Genomic DNA, 15,502 nt, shown 5'->3' with positions numbered 1-15,502 from the left:
CTCCGCGTCCAGTCAAAGCCGAACGCAGAGCGTCCGTTGAGGCATTCCCACGCAGAGCGTGGGAACGATCTTTGACGTGTCATGGGCTTTTTTGTGTCTGCGTTACAGCGGTGTCAGTTGCCGCTCAAGTTCGATAACACGTTGGGCATATTCGGGTGCCAGCGTGCGAAATTGTGGATTCTCTGCGTTTGCCAGGCTCTTGCTCGCAACTCGCAGGAAATTCAGATTTCCACCAGCCAATGCCTTACGCAACCAGATCAACGCCTCTTCGCCACTCCCCGCCTCGGCCAGCACTGCGGCATAACTGAATTGCCCGCGGAAATCTCCGCCAACCGCCGAACGTCGATACCAGTCGCGAGCGCCCGTTAGATCCCTCGGACAAACCCGTCCTTCTTCCAGATACCGCCCCAACAGGTTCATCGACTTCGCATGGCCCAGTTCGGCGGCGAGGCGATAAAGATGCAGCGCTTGCGCCTGATCCTCCATCACCCCGCGCCCGGTCGCCAGCAGGTTGGCATAGTTGTACATCGCCCAATCAAGACCGGCTTCGGCGGCGATTCGATAATGCCCCGCCGCAACCGATGCATCAGCAGCACAACCCCAGCCATGTTCATGACAACGACCGAGCATGTTGCGCGCCATCAAGTGCCCGCGTTGAGCGGCAATCTCGAACCAGCGCAGTGCCAGCGGATGATCCTGCGCGATGCCCTGCCCGTCCAGCAGGATCTGTCCGAGCAGCGCCTGAGCTTCGAGTATGTTTTCGCGCGCGGCGATCAGAATCGCCTGGGCTGCGCGTGCGGGGCTTTCGTCGAGCATGGCCTTGAGTGAATCACCGTCGAGGACTTCTTCGCGGCGCAATTGGAAACTCATACGTCGACCCAGCGGCGCAACAAGTTGTGGTAAGTGCCGGTGAGGCGAATCAGTGAAGGATGATCAGGCATGTCCTGCGTCAATTGCTGGATCGCGCCATCCATCTCGAACAGCAAGGCGCGCTGGCTGTCTTCTCGCACCAGGCTTTGGGTCCAGAAGAAAGAGGCGTAGCGGGTGCCGCGTGTCACGGCATTGACCTTGTGCAGGCTGGTGCCCGGATACAGGACCATGTCACCGGCCGGCAACTTCACGCGCTGGGTGCCGAAGGTGTCCTGGATTTCCAGTTCACCACCGTCGTAATCCTCAGGTTCACTGAAGAACAACGTCGCCGAGAGGTCAGTGCGCACGCGCTCGATGCTGTTTTTCGGCTGGCGCACGGCGTTGTCGATATGGAAGTCGAAACTGCCACCGGCCGTGTAACAGTTCAGCAATGGAGGGAAGACTTTGTGCGGTAACGCGGCGGACATGAACAGCGGATTCTTCCACAGCCGCTCAAGCAGCGCCGCGCCCACCTCCTTGGCCAGTGGATGGCCTTCGGGCAGCTGCAGATTGTGCTTGGCTTTGGCCGACTGGTAACCGGCGGTGATTTTACCGTCGGCCCAGTCCGCCTGCTCCAGCGCCTCGCGGATGCGCTGCACTTCTTCTTTCGCGAACACGCCGGGAATGTGCAGCAGCATGGGGTGGCACCTGAGAACAAAGAGGCGTCAATGGTATTGATTCTTATTGCCCGTGTAAAACCCCATCACGAACGAGCTCGTAAAAACCGTTGGGTCAAAGTGTAAAGAATGTAAATTCGGCGCGAATAATAACGTTTCGCAATTGATACAAATACTTGTTTACCCTATATTCCGCGGCCTCAAATCCTTGGGAGGGGAATTCACATGTCACGCCAACAATCAAAATTACCGGTCAATTCACCACGTTTGCTCGCATCTGCAATTGGCGTGGCGATCACTGCCAGCTCTGCCGGCCATATGGTCTTCGCGGCTGAAAAAACCAACGAAAAAGCACCGGGCAATTCGATTTCCCTTGGCGCCACCGCTATCACTGGCGAAGCCCAGGATGCGACTTCCTACAACGTCGAAAAAGCTTCCTCGCCCAAGTACACCGCACCGTTGGTAGACACGCCACGTTCGGTCACCGTTATCCCGCAACAAGTCCTCAAGGACACCGGCGCGCTCAATATGCAGGACGCGCTGCGCACCGTTCCTGGCATCACCTTTGGTGCCGGTGAAGGCGGCAACCCACAAGGCGACCGTCCGTTCATTCGTGGTTTCGACGCCCAGGGCGATACTTATCTGGATGGCGTGCGCGACACCGGCTCGCAAAGCCGCGAGATTTTCGCGGTCGAGTCGATCGAAGTCAGCAAAGGCCCGAACTCGGCCATTGGCGGCCGTGGCGCGGCGGGTGGCAGCATCAACCTGGTGAGCAAGAAGGCGCACCTGGGCGACTCGCTGGACGGTGGATTTACCTGGGGTTCGGACCAGACCCAGCGTTACACCCTGGACGGTAACTACCAGTTCACCGATACCGCCGCTGGCCGTCTGAACCTGATGAGCCACGAGAGCAACGTCGCTGGCCGTGACAGCGTCGATTACGACCGCTGGGGCGTCGCGCCGTCGTTGGCGTTCGGTCTGGGCACCGACACCCGGGTTAACCTCGATTACTACCATCTGGAAAGCAACGACACGCCAGACTCGGGCATTCCGTACACCATTCCTGTCGCAGGCTCGACCGCACGTACCAAGTCGAACCCGGATAAACCCAACGACGGCGGCAACAGCAGCAACTTCTACGGCTTGAACGATCGCGATTTCCGCAAGGGCCGTACCGACACGGCGACCTTCGCCATCGAGCACGACCTGAACGACGCGCTGACCGTCAAAAACACCTTGCGCCACGGCACCAGCATGCAGGACTACATCCTGACCCAGCCGGACGACAGCAAGGGCAACGTCAACAACGGCAGCGTCTGGCGTCGGGCCAACACCCGCGTCAGCAACACCGAGACCACCACCAACCAGACAGATCTGTTCGGTGACGTCTACATCGCCGGGTTCAAGAACAGCTTCGCCACCGGTATCGAGTTGAGCCACGAGGAAAGCCGCAAGTCCTCGTACAACGTCAACACCGACACCACGCCGGCAACGGCGGCTGTGACCACCAACTGCAATCCAGCAATCATCGGCGCACGGAGCGGCTACAACTGCACCTCGCTGTCCAACCCGGCCCCGAACGATCCATGGAACGGTGCCATCTCGCGCAACTACGCCGGGACCGACACCAAGGCCAACACCTACGCGCTGTATGCGTTCGACACCTTGGAGCTGTCCAAGCAATGGCTGGTGAACATGGGGCTGCGTTACGACCATTTCGACACCGACTACAAAACCTTCAACGCCTCCAGCGTGACCACGTCCAAGGGCGATGACACCAGCGAGTTCGTGACTGGCCAGTTCGGCGTGGTCTACAAGCCCGCAGAAAACGGCAGCATCTATGCGTCCTACGCCACCTCCGCCACCCCGCCGGGCAACACCCTGGGCGAAGGTCAGGAAGGCAACCCGCTGGGTGGCACGCCGGACCGCAACGGCAACTTGCTGAAAAGCGACATGGAGCCGGAAACCACCAAGAACTACGAAATCGGCACCAAGTGGGACCTGTTGAACGATCGTCTGTCGCTGACCGCCGATATCTTCCGCACCGAGAAAGATAACGCCCGCGTTCAAGTCGACACCACGTCCTTTGAAAACGCCGGCAAAACCCGCGTCCAGGGGGTCGAACTCTCGGCCAGCGGCAAGATCACCGACAAATGGCAAGTGTTCGCCGGTTACGCCTACATGGACAGCGAGCAAGTCGACGGCGGCCCACTGGGCGCGGCCAACGATGGCAACGAACTGCCTAACACGCCGAAAAACAGCGCCAGCCTGTGGACCACCTATCAGGTCACGCCGAAGCTGACCGTCGGTGGCGGTGCGTTCTACGTCGACGATGTATTCGGTAGCGTGGCCAACACCACCATGGTTGATTCCTACGTTCGTTACGACGCGATGGTGGCCTACAAGCTGAGCAAAAACGTCGACCTGCAACTGAACGTGCAGAACCTGACCGACGAAACCTATTACGACAAAGCCTTCTCGACCCACTTCGCCAATCAGGCGGCGGGCCGTACGGCATTGCTGAGCACCAACTTCCACTTCTAAAAAATGTGGGAGCGAGCCTGCTCTCGATGAGGGCGCCACATTCAACATTTGTGTTGGCTGACCCACCGCATTCGCGAGCAGGCTCGCTCCCACAAGGAGTGGCTGGCAATTAAAGGTCAGGCCCCGTTCATCTATATGAACGGGGCTTTCGTGCGTAAAAAAGAATGCTTCTCGACCACCCACGGCATAATGCGCGCCGTGATGACAATTTTCGAACGAACAAGGCGAGCGATGTGTTGAAGAAAACCCTGTTCCAGTTGCACTGGTTTTTCGGCATCAGCGCCGGGCTGGTCCTGGCCCTGATGGGCATCACCGGGGCGACGGTATCGTTTCAGGATGAAATCCTGAGCGTGCTGAACCCTTCTGTGTTGCAGGTCGAGAAGCAGGTGGCAGGCGTGCTGCCCCCTGTCGAACTGGTCGAGCGCATCGAAGCCGCTTCCGGTAAAAAAGTCTCCATGCTCAGTGTCGAGACCGACAGCGGTGCTGCGGCCAAGGTGTTCTTCACGCCACCGCCCGGCGAGCGCCGTGGCGAGATGCGTTATTTCGACCCGTACACCGCCGAGTTCATGGGCGATGCCACCGGGCAAGACTTCTTCGGCTTCATGCTGCAACTTCACCGCTTCCTCGCCATGGGCGATACCGGTCGGCAAATCACCGGCGCGTGCACGCTGATCCTGGTGTTCTTCTGCCTCTCGGGTCTGTACCTGCGCTGGCCACGCCAGTGGAAAAACTGGCGCGCCTGGCTGACCCTCGACTGGAAGAAAAAGGGCCGTAGCTTCAACTGGGACCTGCACTCGGTGGCCGGTACGTGGTGCCTGGTGTTTTACCTGTTGGCGGCGCTGACCGGATTGTCGTGGTCCTATGAGTGGTACAACAAAGGCCTGACCCGACTGCTTTCCGATGCCCCGCAAAACGAGCGCATGCGCGGCGGGCGTGGCCCTGCACCAAGCGGCCCGGCACCGACCGCCGATTACGCGTTGATGTGGAGCAGCATCTACAGCGCTGCCGGTCCGGCACTCAGTGCCTATAACATCCGCATGCCGCCAGTGGCCGGGCAACCCGCCACTGTGTTCTATCTGTTGAAGACCTCGCCGCACAATCGCGCGTTGAACCAGATCACCCTTGATCCAGCCTCTGGCGTGGTCAAACGGATTGAGCGTTACAGCGACAAGAGCCTCAAGGCACAACTGCTGACCAGCATTTACGCGCTGCACGTGGGCAGCTATTTCGGCATTGTCGGGCGGATCATCCTGACCATCAGCGCGCTGACCATGCCGTTGTTTTTCATCACCGGCTGGTTGCTGTACCTCGACCGTCGGCGCAAGAAAAAACAGATCAACGATGCCCGCAAAGGCTTCGCGCAAACGGGCAGCAACACGCCAGCCTGGTTGATCGGCTTCGCCAGCCAAAGCGGGTTTGCCGAACAACTGGCGTGGCAGACCGCAGGACAGTTGCAGGCGGCCGGCGTGCCGGTGAAAGTTCAGCCGCTGGCGAAAGTCAGCGAACAGGATTTGCGTGAGTCCAGCAACGCATTGTTCGTGGTCAGCACCTTCGGCGACGGCGAAGCACCGGACAGTGCCCGCGGTTTCGAACGCAAAGTGCTGGGCCGGGCGCCGAGCCTGGAGAGCCTGAACTACGCGGTACTGGGCCTGGGTGATCGTCAGTATCAACACTTCTGCGGCTTCGCCCGACGCCTGCATAGCTGGCTAGGCGAGCACGGCGGCAAGACCTTGTTCGCGCCAGTGGAAGTCGACAGTGGCGATCCGTATGCCCTGCGTCACTGGCAACAACAGCTGGGTCTGCTGACCGGACAAACACCGGCCGACACCTGGCAGGCGCCGAGCTACGACAACTGGACCCTGACCCGCCGCGAATTGATGAACCCGGACAGCAGCGGCTCGCCGGTGTACTTGCTGGGCCTTGCAGCCCCGACCAGCAGCAGCTGGCTGGCCGGTGACCTGGTGGAAGTGCTGCCACGCAATAGTTCATGGGCGATCGAGCACTTCCTTGATGGCCTGGGCATCGAAGGCCGGGCCACGGTGACCTACGATGGCCTGACACAACCCCTGGAGCAGGCCCTGGCAAGTCGCCAATTGCCCGAGAACCGAACGCATCTGGTCGGCCTGCACGCCCAGGCGCTGTTGGACGCCCTGGTGCCATTGGCCATGCGCGAATACTCCATCGCCTCGATAGCGGCGGACGGCGTGCTGGAACTGATCGTGCGTCAGGAAGTGCATCCGGACGGCAGCCTGGGCGTCGCTTCCGGCTGGCTGACCGAGCATGCGCCAGTGGGCAGCACCGTCAGTATGCGGGTGCGACGTAACAGCGGTTTCCATTTGCCTACCGAGCCAGTGCCTATGATTTTGCTGGGCAACGGCACCGGTCTCGCGGGACTGCGCAGCTTGTTGAAAGCGCGGATTGCCGATGGACAACAACGCCATTGGCTGTTGTTTGGCGAGCGCAACCGCGAACACGATTACCTGTGTCGCGACGAACTCGAAGAGTGGCTGATCTCAGGGGACATCGAGCGACTGGACCTGGCATTTTCGCGGGATCAGGCCGAAAAGATCTACGTGCAGGATCGACTGCGCGAGTCCACCGAAACGTTGAAGCAATGGCTGGCTGAAGGTGCCGTGATCTACATCTGTGGCAGCCTGCAAGGCATGGCTTCAGGGGTGGATCACGTGCTCAACGAAACGCTCGGCATTGAAGAAGTAGACCGGCTGATAGAACAAGGCCGTTACCGCCGCGACGTGTACTGACCCGACACTATCCCTGTGGGAGCGAGCCTGCTCGCGATGACGGCTTAACATTCAACAAATACAGTGACTATTACACCGCCATCGCGAGCAGGCTCACTCCCACAGGAATCTGCGTCTGCTCGCGACTTTTTTCAGACTGGCTGCAACTTCTGCTCAAACACCTCGACCCCATCCAGATCTCGCAACACCACACTCATCTCCCCCGTCTGCCCGTCGATATTCACCTCGCCAAAAAACTGAAACCCGGCAAACGGCGAAGTGTTCTGCGCGGGCGGGGCTTTCTCGAAGATCACCTCGGGGCCAAAGGTTTTATCCAGCGGATTGGGGCCGAAACTCCCCGCATTCAACGGCCCGGCGACAAACTCCCAGAACGGTTCGAAGTCCTGAAAAGCAGCACGTTCCGGGTGGTAATGATGCGCGGCGCAGTAATGCACATCCGCCGTCAGGAACACGAAATTGCGCACCTGTTGCGCCCGCAAGAAACCCAACAACTCGGCGATTTCCAGTTCACGTCCCTGAGCCGGGCCGGGATCGCCGTTGGCCACCGCTTCCCAGCGCGCCACTCCTGGGCTGACTTCACCGTCCGGTACGCCGAGGCCAATCGGCATGTCGGCGGCAATCACTTTCCACTGAGCGGTGGAGCCTTTCAACGAAGCCTTCAACCAGTCCAGTTGCTCGCGACCGAGAAAGGGTTTTTCGCCGCCAAGGTTGTCGTCATTGGCCCCTCGATAACTGCGCATGTCCAGCACGAACACGTCCAGCAACGGCCCGTAACCGAGCTTGCGATAAATCCGCCCACCACCGTCGGCGCTCTGCAGGCGCATCGGTGCATATTCCAGCCAGGCTTGCCGCGCACGGCCCACCAGGCTGTGGATATCTTTGCTTTGGTAACGCCCGTCGAGTTGCTTGCCCGGCGACCAGTTATTCACCACTTCATGGTCGTCCCACTGCCAGATCTGCGGGACTTCGGCGTTGAAGCGACGAATGTTTTCGTCCATCAGGTTGTAGCGGTAATTGCCGCGATAGTCGTCGAGGGTTTCAGCGACCTTGCTCTTGGCTTCGCTGGTGATGTTGCGCCACACACGGCCGCTTTCCGTGGTCAGTTGCGCCGGCACCGGGCCGTCAGCGTAGATAGTGTCGCCGCTGTGGATAAAGAAGTCCGGCAGGCGCAGGCGCATGGCTTCGTAAATGCGCATGCCGCCAATGTCGGGGTTGATGCCAAAGCCTTGGCCGACGGTGTCGCCGCTCCAGACAAAACGGATAGCGCGACGGGCTTGCGGCACGCTGCGCAAGTGGCCGAACCAGGGTTCGCTGGCGGCGCCACTCTGGGCATCTTCGAAGGACACTCGATAGAAAATCGCCTGGTCGGCGGGCAAGCCGGTGAGCTCCACGCGAGCGGTGAAATCGCTGCGCGCATCGGCCACTGGCGAGACGAGTCGGCGGGGGTTGCCGAACAGGCTGCGTGTGTCCCATTCCACCACCATCCGCGCCGGGCGGTCGCAGCGACTCCAGATCATCGCCCGATCGCCCAGCAAGTCACCGGACTGCACGCCGTCGGTAAGTTGCGGACGATCCTTGACTGACGCGATCACTGCTGGCGCCAGACCAGGAAGCAACAGACCGGCGCCGACAGCCTGGATGACACGGCGGCGACCGAGGTCGAATTCGCTCATGGTGTTCTCCCTGAAAAGGAAAACTTAAACACGCGCGCGTGACGCCCGTGTGAAACGCGATCCTGTGGGAGCGAGCCTGCTCGCGATAGCGGTGTAACAGTCACAATTTCTGCTGGATGTTAAATCGTCATCGCGAGCAGGCTCGCTCCCACAGGGTTTTGTGTCAGGCGTTGACGGGCTCTATTGCCAGCTCGACAACTTCCGGCCGTTTGAGCAGCGCATACGCCACCGCCGTCAGCAGACTGCCAGCCACAATCGCCAGCAAATACAGCAGCGCATGGTTGATCGCATTCGGGATCGCCAACACAAACAAGCCACCGTGCGGCGCCATCAGTTTGCAGCCGAAATACATCGACAACGCACCGGTCAGCGCACCACCGGCAATGCTCGCCGGAATCACCCGCAGCGGGTCCTTGGCGGCAAACGGAATCGCGCCTTCGGAGATAAAGCACAGCCCCAGGACCAGCGCGGCCTTACCCGCCTCGCGCTCGGTCTGGGCGAATTTGCGACGCGCAATGAACGTGGCGATGCCCAGGCCAATCGGCGGCACCATACCGGCGGCCATCGTCGCGGCCATCGGCGCATAACTCTGCGATGCCAGGAGCCCGACCGAGAACGCGTAAGCCGCCTTGTTGATCGGCCCGCCCAGGTCGACGCACATCATGCCGCCCAGCAACACACCGAGCAGAATCGCGTTGGTGGTGCCCATGCTGTCGAGGAAGTGCGTGAGCCCCAGGAGCATGCCCGCCACCGGTTTTCCCACCACGTAGATCATCACAAGGCCAGTGAACAGGCTCGCCAGCAACGGGATGATCAGGATCGGCTTCAGTGCCTCAAGACTTTGCGGCAAACGTGCATATCGATTGATCGCCTGCGCCGCGTAACCGGCGATGAAACCGGCAATGATCCCGCCGATAAATCCGGCGCCCAGAGTGCTCGCCAGCAATCCGCCAATCATCCCCGGCGCCAGGCCCGGACGGTCGGCGATCGAGTAGGCGATGTAACCCGCCAGCAGCGGCACCATCAGCTTGAACGCGGTCTCGCCGCCGATCTGCATCAGCGCCGCCGCCAACGTGCCCGGCTCCTTGAACGCGGTGATGCCGAACACGAAGGACAAGGCGATCATCAAGCCGCCCGCCACCACCATCGGCAACATAAACGACACACCGGTCAGCAGGTGTTTGTAGACGCCGGTCTTCTCTTGCTTGGCCGGGCCTTGGGCGCCGCTGGCAGCGGTTTCCTGCTTGCCTTCGGCCAGGGCTTTTTTCAGTGTCGCTTCAGCTTGCTTGAGGGCAATACCAGTGCCACAACGATAAATCTTCTTGCCAGCGAAACGCTCGGTAGCGACTTCGATGTCGCACGCCAACAACACCACATCGGCATCGGCAATCGCGGCGGCGCTCAATGGATTGCGCGCACCGACCGAGCCCTGGGTTTCGATTTGCAACTCGTAGCCCAGGCGTTTGGCCGCTTGCTGCAAGGCTTCGGCGGCCATGAACGTGTGCGCGACGCCGGTCGGGCAGGCCGTGATCGCCACCAGTCGCGGCGCGTTTTGCACGACAGCAACCGACTCGGCGACGGCTTCGGTAGCGATGTAAACCTGAGCCTCCTCTGCACCTCGGCGCAGCACCGCTTCGACATCCTGCAAGGCCTGTGCAGGCGTGCTCTGGAAGACGCGCTTGCCGACGAATCGAGACATGTCGACCGGGGCGCTGGTGACCAGCAACACCCACTCGGCGCCCTCGATCGTGGCCGCCGACAATTGGCGTTCCGGGTGCGCCGCATCGTTGACTTCAACGCAGGTGCTCCAGCCCTGACGCTGAGCCGCTGCATCGAGCAAACGGGCGCACAGCACACTGGTGACCATGCCGTTCGGACAGGCCGTAACAATGGCTAACTTCATGTCAAACCCTCTTATTGTTCTGTCAGGGGGCGCACGCGCACACCCTGTTCGAGCTGCGTCAGTTGCGCAGCGTCGTTGATGCCGAAACCGATCTGGGTGACCGCCATCGCGGCAATCGCCGTGGCCGTGCGCAGGGTCTGTTCAGGCGTATCGGCGCTGAGCAAACCGTGGAGCATGCCGGCCAACAACGAATCACCCGCGCCCACCGTACTGGCGACGCTGACCTTGGGCGGCGTGGCGTGCATCGCCGAACCGACACTGAACCAGTTCACCCCGTCGGCGCCGTGGGAGATCACCACATGCTCGATGCCTTGAGCGTGCAAACGGCTTGCCGCTTCGGCTTGGGCGGTGATCGAAACCACCTCGCAACCCAGCACCTCGGCCAGCTCTTCGGCGTTCGGCTTGATCAGCCAGGGACCGGCCTTGAGCGCGGCACGCAAGGCTTCGCCGCTGGTGTCGAGGGCGACTTTCAAGCCAAGGTTTTTCAACCGTGAAATCAACGCCTGCAGCCACGCGGGACTGATGCCTTGAGGCAGGCTGCCGGCGACGACAACGGCCTCATGGCCCGGCGCAATCTGCTCGAGTCGATCGAGCAAAGCTTGTTGCGCGGCGTCATCCACCATCGGTCCCGGACCGTTGATATCGGTGATGCGCCCATCGCTTTCTGCCAGTTTGATGTTGCTGCGCGTCTCGCCGGGAACGCGAATAAACGCGTCGACAAAACCACGTTTGGCGAACAGGGTTTCGAACGCTTGCAGGTTGTCTTCACCGAGGAAACCGCTGACGGTGAGCTGATGCCCAAGGTCCGACAGTACTTGCGCCACGTTCACGCCTTTGCCGGCGGCGTGGGTGTGCATCTCGTCGCTGCGATTGACTTGACCGGGGGCCAGCAGCGGTAACTGGACGGTGAGGTCCAGCGCCGGATTGAGGGTCAGGGTTAGAATCTTGGCCATTACAGGGCCTCCACTAATGCGCGCACTTCATTCGCGCTACCCACGGCCAATGCCTGCTGGGCGAGAATTCGGGTCTGGGCCAGGCTGAGCTCGCGCACGCGCGCCTTGACCTCGGCGATGCTGCGGCCCGACACACTGAGTTCGTCTACACCCAGCCCGACCAGCACCGGCACCGCCAGCGGATCAGCCGCCAACTCGCCGCACACACCGACCCATTTGCCGTGGGCATGGGCGGCGCGCACGGTGATGTCGATCAGTTGCAGCACCGCCGGGTGCAACCCGTCAGCCTGGGCCGACAAAGTTGGATGACCACGGTCGATGGCCAGGGTGTATTGGGTCAGGTCATTGGTGCCGACGCTGAAGAAGTCGACTTCTTTGGCCAGCACCGGCGCCAGCAACGCTGCCGACGGCACTTCGATCATGATCCCCAATTGCAGGTCTGCAACCGGGATTTCCAGACGCAGGCGTTCGGTCATGTCCCGAGCCTGGCGCCACTCATCGACGCTGCCGACCATCGGGAACATGATCCGCAGCGGACGGTTGTCGGCGGCACGCAACAAGGCGCGCAATTGCGCTTCCATGATCTGCGGTCGCTGCAAGGTCAGGCGAATGCCACGCACGCCGAGGAACGGGTTTTCTTCTTTGGCGATCGGCCAATACGGCAGCGGTTTGTCGCCACCGACATCAAGGGTGCGCACCACCAGCGGACGACCGGCCAGGCCATCGAGGACGCGACGGTATTCGACTTCCTGAGTGGCTTCGTCCGGCGCTTGCGAGTGGGCCATGAAAATCAGTTCGGTGCGCAGCAAGCCGATGCCTTCGGCACCCTGCTCCACCGCGCTGGTGACGCCTGCGCTCTCGCCGATGTTGGCGAACACTTCGACCGCGTGGCCATCGGTGGTCAACGCCGGTTGATGGCGTTGTTCGGCGGCGGCCTTGAGACGTTGTTCGCGGGTGTCACGCTCTTGCGTGGCGCGCTGCAAGGTCGCTGCGTCGGCATCGACGTGCAAGCGACCGCGCTGGCCATCAATCAGCAACGGCGTGCCCGGCGCCAGCAGCAACACCGCCGCACCTGCACCGACCAGCGCTGGAATACCCAGCGCCCGGGCAACGATCGCACTGTGCGCGGTGGCGCCGCCACGGGCGGTGAGAATGCCGGCCACGCGCAGCGGATCGAGACGCGCCACGTCGGACGGGCCGACTTCATCCATCACCAAAATGTACGGTTGCTCGGGCTCGCTCGGGGTTTCGATGCCACTGAGTTGCGCCAGCACGCGACGGCCGATGTCGCGCAAGTCTGCGGCGCGTTCGGCGAGCAACGCGTCCTGCAAGGATTCCTGCTGTTTGGCCGCCGCTTCAATCACCGCCATCCACGCCGCTTCGGCGCTTTCGCCTTGCTTGAGGCGCGTGTCGACTTCATCGGTCAGTTCCGGATCGTCGAGCATTTCCTGGTGGGTGATGAAAATCTCGCGAATGGCCTTCGATTTGCTGCGCTCGATCAGCCCTTCGATGTCGCGACGCACGTCGGCCAGCGCCTGTTTGAGACGCTCGCGCTCGATGGCGGCAGACTCACCGCGCAGCGGGTATTCGATGGTTTGCAGCACTTGGATATGTGCCGGGCCGATGGCGATTCCTGGCGCGGCGGCAATGGCCTGAATCAAACTGCCGGATGTCGGTGCGAGCAGCACTTCGGCGACATCGGCGAAGACTTCACGCTGCTGACTGACCGCCGGCAAAGGCTCGATTTCTTCTCCCAGGCCTTCTTCGATGGCCGCCAACAGGGCCGGCAACGCGTCGGCGGCGATGCTCGGTTCGGCAACGAATTCCAGCACCTGTCCACGACGGGCGCCAAGGCTGAGCAGCTTGCTCAAGCTCTTCACCGACACGGCGCTGTCCTGACCCTCGACGATGCGGACGCGGATTTCACCGTCGAAGCTTTTCGCCAGTTGCGCAAGGATCTTCGCCGGGCGGGCATGCAAGCCATGGGCGTTGGCCAGGGCGATACGAGCGCTTGGCCAATCCGCCGGCAACTCACCGCCCAGGACTTCAAGCACCGCACGGCTGCTGGTGGCGCGGCCCAATTCGTGGCCGCGACCTTCGATCAGCAACGCACACAGGCGTTCGAGCAGGGCTTGATGCGCCTCGCCGAGGCTGGCCAGGCAAAACAGGCCGCTGAGCGGCTGGCCGAGGTAACGCATCGGCTTGTCCGGGGTGACGAAGGCCAGGCCGGGGCGCTTCACGGTTTGTTCGCTGTGCAACCACCACAAACCATCGCCCAGGGGCAGCGCTTCGACTTGTTGCAAGACGGCGGAGAATCCGCTGCTCACACAATCCGCCTGACGCAGCAAACGCGCACCGCGCCAGACCAGTTCTTCGAAGTCATCGGCGGAAACACCGAGGCCAATCATCTGTGCATCCAGCGCCAGTTCCTGCGGCGCGCCTTGCAACAGTTTCAGCAAGGCTTCGGCGGTGCTGGCGCGACGCAGGGCCTGACCCAGATCGGTCTCGCCGAGGGCGCGTGTCAGCAGTTGCAGCAAACGCAGGTGTTCGTCGGACTTGGCCGCAATACCAATCGCCAGGTAAACAATCTGGCCGTCGCCCCAGTCCACGCCCTCGGGGAACTGCATGAGGCGCACGCCAGTGGAAAACACCTGATCGCGGGTATCCGGGGTACCGTGGGGGATGGCAATACCTTGACCGAGAAAGGTCGAGCCCTGGGTTTCACGCGCCTGCAAACCGGCGAGATAACCCTCGGCAACCAAACCATCGGCAACCAGATGTTGGGCCAGCAAGTGCAACGCTGCGGACTTATCCACAGCCGATTGGCCCATGGATATCTGCTCTATGGTGAGCTCGAGCATGCTTTCTCCTTTTTGGCGCCTGTAGGCGCCAGGTATTGTTTTGAATGATTCAGCTTAGGCGCTTGGTCATAACTTTTGGCGGTTTCGCGGCAGAACCGTCCAAATGCACCTATAACGTAGAAAATACGCTTGCTGAATCGTTTAATCTAGAATGATTGGCACGTTACTCGATAATGTCCCATCCTTGAAGTCCAACTTGTCGGATACGTTGCGACAATGGTCGCCTGTCCGAATCGGGTAGGATTGTCGAAAATGTCGGGCGAAAAACAAGGAAACCCCCGAGTTGAAACTCAGTGATATCGCACAATTGGCCGGTGTGTCCGTTACCACCGCCAGTTACGTCATCAATGGCAAGGCCGAACAGCAACGCATCAGCAGCGCCACTGTCGAGCGCGTGCGTGCCGTCGTTGAACAACATGGTTTTACACCTAATCCCCAGGCGGCCGGGCTGCGCAGTCGGCACACCCGCACTTTGGGCTTCATTCTGCCGGATCTGGAAAACCCCAGTTACGCACGAATTGCCAAATTGCTCGAGCAAGGCGCCCGGGCTCGCGGCTATCAGTTGCTGATCGCCAGTTCGGACGATGCGCCGGACAGCGAGCGCCAATTGCTCAAACTGTTCCGCGCGCGACGCTGCGATGCGCTGATCGTTGCCAGCTGTCTGCCGGCAGGTGACGACAGCTACCGTCAGCTGCAAGCCAAAGGCATTCCGATCATTGCCATCGACCGGGTGATGGAACCCGAGCATTTCTGTTCGGTGATCAGCGATGACCGCGAGGCCAGCCTGCAATTGACCCGTAGCCTGCTCGACCCGCTGCCCAAGCAAATTGCGTTGATTGGCGCGCGTCCCGAGCTGAGCATCAGTCAGGAGCGTGCTGCGGGGTTCAAAGAGGCGTTGGCCGGGTTCAAGGGCGAAGTGCTGATTGAACACGGCGAGTCGTTCAGCCGTGAATGCGGCAAACAGTTGATGGAAGAATTGCTCCAGCGCCTGGGGCATTTGCCGGATGCGCTGGTGACCACCTCCTACGTGCTGCTTCAAGGCGTGTTCGATGCCTTGCACGATTTCCCGCTCAAGACCCGCCCGCTGCGCCTGGGCACCTTCGGCGACACGCAGCTGCTGGACTTCCTGCCACTGCCGGTCAACGCCATGGCCCAGCAGCACCAACTGATCGCCGACAAAGCGCTGGCGCTGGCGCTGGCCGCCATCGAGCAGTCCGATTACCAACCCGGCGTGCAGGCCATTGCGCGGACCTTCAAGCAACGTATTCGCCAGGACTGAA

Annotated in this window: 9 protein-coding genes; 3 read left to right on the top strand and 6 right to left on the bottom strand. The window is 61.1% G+C overall.

The window, feature by feature from the left end:
* Positions 1 to 102 precede the first annotated feature (102 nt).
* Together QRN31_RS06015 and QRN31_RS06010 are read right to left on the bottom strand one after the other, a co-directional pair.
* On the bottom strand, positions 103 to 870 hold the full coding sequence (locus QRN31_RS06015) for a tetratricopeptide repeat protein (protein ID WP_285430790.1): 768 nt from the start codon (positions 868 to 870) through the stop codon (positions 103 to 105).
* Complete coding sequence (locus QRN31_RS06010) at positions 867 to 1,547, bottom strand: Fe2+-dependent dioxygenase (RefSeq protein WP_285430788.1); 681 nt, start codon at positions 1,545 to 1,547, stop codon at positions 867 to 869. Before QRN31_RS06010 ends, QRN31_RS06015 begins: the two co-directional genes overlap by 4 nt.
* Before the next feature lie 204 nt (positions 1,548 to 1,751).
* Between QRN31_RS06010 and QRN31_RS06005 the strand changes: the two genes are divergently transcribed.
* Both QRN31_RS06005 and QRN31_RS06000 read left to right on the top strand, forming a co-directional pair.
* Positions 1,752 to 4,070 carry a TonB-dependent receptor gene (locus QRN31_RS06005; RefSeq protein WP_285430787.1) on the top strand — a complete coding sequence of 773 codons (2,319 nt, stop codon included), beginning with the start codon at positions 1,752 to 1,754 and terminating at the stop codon, positions 4,068 to 4,070.
* A gap of 233 nt (positions 4,071 to 4,303) precedes the next feature.
* Positions 4,304 to 6,832, top strand: coding sequence for a PepSY domain-containing protein (locus QRN31_RS06000; RefSeq protein ID WP_285430786.1), 2,529 nt, complete (start codon positions 4,304 to 4,306; stop codon positions 6,830 to 6,832).
* A gap of 131 nt (positions 6,833 to 6,963) precedes the next feature.
* On the opposite strand, the gene QRN31_RS05995 is transcribed toward QRN31_RS06000, so the two are convergent.
* From QRN31_RS05995 to ptsP, 4 genes are all read right to left on the bottom strand, one after another.
* Positions 6,964 to 8,505 (bottom strand): alkaline phosphatase D family protein, encoded by a 1,542-nt coding sequence (locus QRN31_RS05995; protein WP_285430785.1) that lies wholly within the window; start codon positions 8,503 to 8,505, stop codon positions 6,964 to 6,966.
* 163 nt (positions 8,506 to 8,668) lie between these two features.
* The gene (locus QRN31_RS05990) at positions 8,669 to 10,408 is read right to left on the bottom strand and encodes a PTS fructose-like transporter subunit IIB (protein ID WP_285430784.1); all 1,740 of its coding nucleotides are present in this window, start codon (positions 10,406 to 10,408) and stop codon (positions 8,669 to 8,671) included.
* An 11-nt stretch (positions 10,409 to 10,419) separates the two neighbouring features.
* Positions 10,420 to 11,361 carry a 1-phosphofructokinase gene (gene pfkB, locus QRN31_RS05985; RefSeq protein WP_285430783.1) on the bottom strand — a complete coding sequence of 314 codons (942 nt, stop codon included), beginning with the start codon at positions 11,359 to 11,361 and terminating at the stop codon, positions 10,420 to 10,422.
* Entirely contained in the window at positions 11,361 to 14,222 is a 2,862-nt protein-coding gene (ptsP, locus tag QRN31_RS05980) for a phosphoenolpyruvate--protein phosphotransferase (RefSeq protein WP_285430782.1), read from the bottom strand. Before ptsP ends, pfkB begins: the two co-directional genes overlap by 1 nt.
* A gap of 283 nt (positions 14,223 to 14,505) precedes the next feature.
* Between ptsP and cra the strand changes: the two genes are divergently transcribed.
* Positions 14,506 to 15,501 carry a catabolite repressor/activator gene (gene cra, locus QRN31_RS05975; RefSeq protein WP_222589750.1) on the top strand — a complete coding sequence of 332 codons (996 nt, stop codon included), beginning with the start codon at positions 14,506 to 14,508 and terminating at the stop codon, positions 15,499 to 15,501.
* Position 15,502 lies beyond the last annotated feature (1 nt).

The organism is Pseudomonas sp. fls2-241-R2A-110, assembly GCF_030209165.1.
Classification (GTDB): Bacteria; Pseudomonadota; Gammaproteobacteria; order Pseudomonadales; family Pseudomonadaceae; genus Aquipseudomonas.
The sequence above is the reverse complement of the archived record's forward strand: the minus strand, read 5'-3'. Positions and strand labels throughout refer to the sequence as shown.

Bases quoted from the DNA above. Each gene is read 5' to 3' on its own strand.
- QRN31_RS06015 (WP_285430790.1), bottom strand. From the start codon at position 870: ATGAGTTTCCAATTGCGCCGCGAAGAAGTCCTCGACGGTGATTCACTC.
- QRN31_RS06010 (WP_285430788.1), bottom strand. From the start codon at position 1,547: ATGCTGCTGCACATTCCCGGCGTGTTCGCGAAAGAAGAAGTGCAGCGC.
- QRN31_RS06005 (WP_285430787.1), top strand. From the start codon at position 1,752: ATGTCACGCCAACAATCAAAATTACCGGTCAATTCACCACGTTTGCTC.
- QRN31_RS05995 (WP_285430785.1), bottom strand. From the start codon at position 8,505: ATGAGCGAATTCGACCTCGGTCGCCGCCGTGTCATCCAGGCTGTCGGC.
- QRN31_RS05990 (WP_285430784.1), bottom strand. From the start codon at position 10,408: ATGAAGTTAGCCATTGTTACGGCCTGTCCGAACGGCATGGTCACCAGT.
- pfkB (WP_285430783.1), bottom strand. From the start codon at position 11,361: ATGGCCAAGATTCTAACCCTGACCCTCAATCCGGCGCTGGACCTCACC.
- ptsP (WP_285430782.1), bottom strand. From the start codon at position 14,222: ATGCTCGAGCTCACCATAGAGCAGATATCCATGGGCCAATCGGCTGTG.